This is a genomic window from Mesorhizobium sp. M7A.F.Ca.AU.001.01.1.1, from assembly GCF_004022735.1.
Lineage (GTDB): Bacteria > Pseudomonadota > Alphaproteobacteria > Rhizobiales > Rhizobiaceae > Mesorhizobium > Mesorhizobium ciceri.
The window spans coordinates 1-2,523 of sequence record NZ_RZPF01000843.1 but is presented as its reverse complement, the minus strand read 5'-3'; the positions used below and the strand labels follow the sequence as shown (position 1 = coordinate 2,523).

The window sequence follows — 2,523 nt, the reverse complement described above, 5'->3', positions numbered from 1 at the left end:
TCCTTGGCTCGATCCGCGAACAGGGCAAGCTGACCGAGGAGCTTGAAGGCAAGATCGTCGCCGCCACCACCAAGGCGGAACTTGAGGACATCTACCTGCCCTACAAGCCCAAACGCCGGACCAAGGCCGAGATCGCCAGGGAGCGCGGGCTGGGGCCGCTGGCCGAAGCCATCTTGGCGAACCGCTCATTGGTGCCTGCCGAACTGGCGCTGGCCTATGTCAGCGAAGAGGTGGCCGATACCAAGGCGGCGCTCGAGGGCGCGCGCGACATCCTTTCGGAACAATTCGCCGAGAATGCCGATCTGGTCGGCAAATTGCGCAGCTACATGAAGGAGCGCGCCTTCATGCGGGCCAGGGTGGTCGACGGCAAGCAGGAGGCCGGCGCGAAATTCTCCGATTATTTCGACCATGTCGAGCGTTGGGCAAATGTGCCCAGCCATCGCGCGCTGGCGATGCTGCGCGGCCGCAACGAGGAAGTGCTGTCGCTTGACATCGAGGTCGATGCCGATGACACCTCACCGGTGAAGCCGGTCGAGCGGATGATCGCCAATGCCTATGCCATCGGCGGCAGCCTTCCGGGTGACAGATGGCTGATGGAGGTGGCGGGCTGGACCTGGCGTATAAAACTGTCGCTGCATCTGACGCTCGATTTGATGCGCGATCTGCGCGAGCGGGCGGAGGAGGAAGCGATCCACGTCTTTGCCCGCAACCTCAAGGATCTACTGCTGGCCGCTCCCGCCGGCTCGCGCGCCACGATGGGGCTCGACCCCGGCATCCGCACCGGCGTCAAGGTGGCGGTGGTCGACGGCACCGGCAAGGTGCTGACAACGACGACGGTCTATCCATTTCCGCCCAGAAACGATGTGCGCGGCACGCAGGCGGAACTCGCCAAGCTCATCCGCCAGCACAAGGTCGAGCTGATTTCGATCGGCAACGGCACCGGCAGCCGCGAGACGGAAAAGCTGGTGGCCGACATGCTGTCCGACATGCCGGCGGACGGCGGGCCGAAGCCACTGAAAGTGATCGTCAGCGAGGCCGGCGCCTCGGTCTATTCGGCATCGGCGACGGCGGCGGCGGAATTCCCCGGCCTCGACGTGTCGTTGCGCGGCGCTGTCTCGATCGCCCGGCGGCTGCAGGATCCGCTGGCCGAACTGGTCAAGATCGAACCCAAATCGATCGGCGTCGGCCAGTACCAGCATGATGTCGACCAGTACCGTCTCGGCCGCTCGCTGGAAGCGGTGGTCGAGGACGCGGTCAATGCCGTCGGCGTCGATCTCAACACTGCCTCGGCGCCGCTTTTGGCGCGCGTTTCAGGTCTGGGCGCATCGCTGGCCGACGCGATCGTTGCGCATCGCGATGCGACCGGGCCCTTCGCCAGCCGGAAGGACCTGCTCAAGGTGCCGCGGCTCGGACCTCGGGCCTTCGAACAATCCGCCGGCTTCCTGCGCATTGCCAATGGCAGCGAGCCGCTCGACGCCTCGTCGGTGCATCCGGAGGCCTATGGTGTGGCGAAGAAGATCGTCGCTGCCTGCGGGCGCGATGTGCGGTCGTTGATGGGCGATAGTGCCGCGCTCAAGGCACTCGACCCACGCGTCTTCGTCAACGAGCGTTTCGGCTTGCCGACGGTGCGCGATATCCTGGCGGAGCTGGAAAAGCCCGGCCGCGACCCGCGCCCAGGCTTCAAGACGGCGACCTTCGCCGACGGCATCGACGACATCAAGGATCTGAAGCCCGGCATGCTGCTGGAAGGCACGGTCACCAACGTGGCCGCCTTCGGCGCCTTCGTCGATATCGGAGTGCATCAGGACGGGCTGGTGCATGTCTCGCAGCTGGCCGATCGGTTCATCAAGGACGCGCATGAGGTCGTGAAGGCCGGCGACGTGGTGAAGGTGCGCGTCGTCGACGTCGACATCAAGCGCAAGCGCATCGCCCTTTCCATGCGCAAGGATAGCGGCGAGGGCGGTGCACCGCGCAGCGGACCGCGCGACAATGGTGGCGGCAGGCCGGCACCACGTTCGCCGGCACCCCAGCAACGCCAGCCGGAGCGGCCGGCGCAACAGGGAGCGTTCGGTGCTGCTTTGGCGAATGCGCTGAAGCGAAAGTAGCTACCACGCCAGAACGGCCGGTTCCTTCTCGACCTGGCCCAGCAGCCAGTCGCGAAAACTGGCGACCGGCGGATGGCCGCGCTTGTCGTGCGGGACGACGAGATAGTAGGCACTGCGGCTTTGCATGGGCTGGCCTGGCGCCGGCACCAGCTGGCCGCGCTGCAATTCACCTGCAATGAGGATCAACGGCAGCAGCGCCACGCCGAGCCCCGCCATGCAGGCCTGGGCGGCGGTGCCGAACTGTTCGAACTGCATGCCGGGTCCGGTCGGCGCGCTCAGGCCCTGATGCTCGAACCATTCGGTCCAGGCGCCAGGACGCGTCGCCATGTGCAGCAGCGGCAGGCGGCCGATATCGGCCGGGGCGGCGATGGCGCGGGCGGCGAGGGATTCGGGGGACACGAACGGGGCCACGGGTTCG

Annotated in this window: 2 protein-coding genes; one reads left to right on the top strand and one right to left on the bottom strand. The window is 66.5% G+C overall.

All coding sequences use genetic code 11. The annotated features are described in order from the left end of the window. A partial coding sequence (locus EN884_RS32750; RefSeq protein WP_164895306.1) for a Tex family protein occupies window positions 1–2,105 on the top strand: 2,105 nt, incomplete at its 5' end. Here EN884_RS32750 and EN884_RS32745 read toward each other — a convergent pair. Next, window positions 2,106–2,523 (bottom strand): LysR substrate-binding domain-containing protein (locus EN884_RS32745; RefSeq protein ID WP_245492026.1); only part of this gene is annotated, 418 nt, incomplete at its 5' end. It abuts the gene before it with no gap.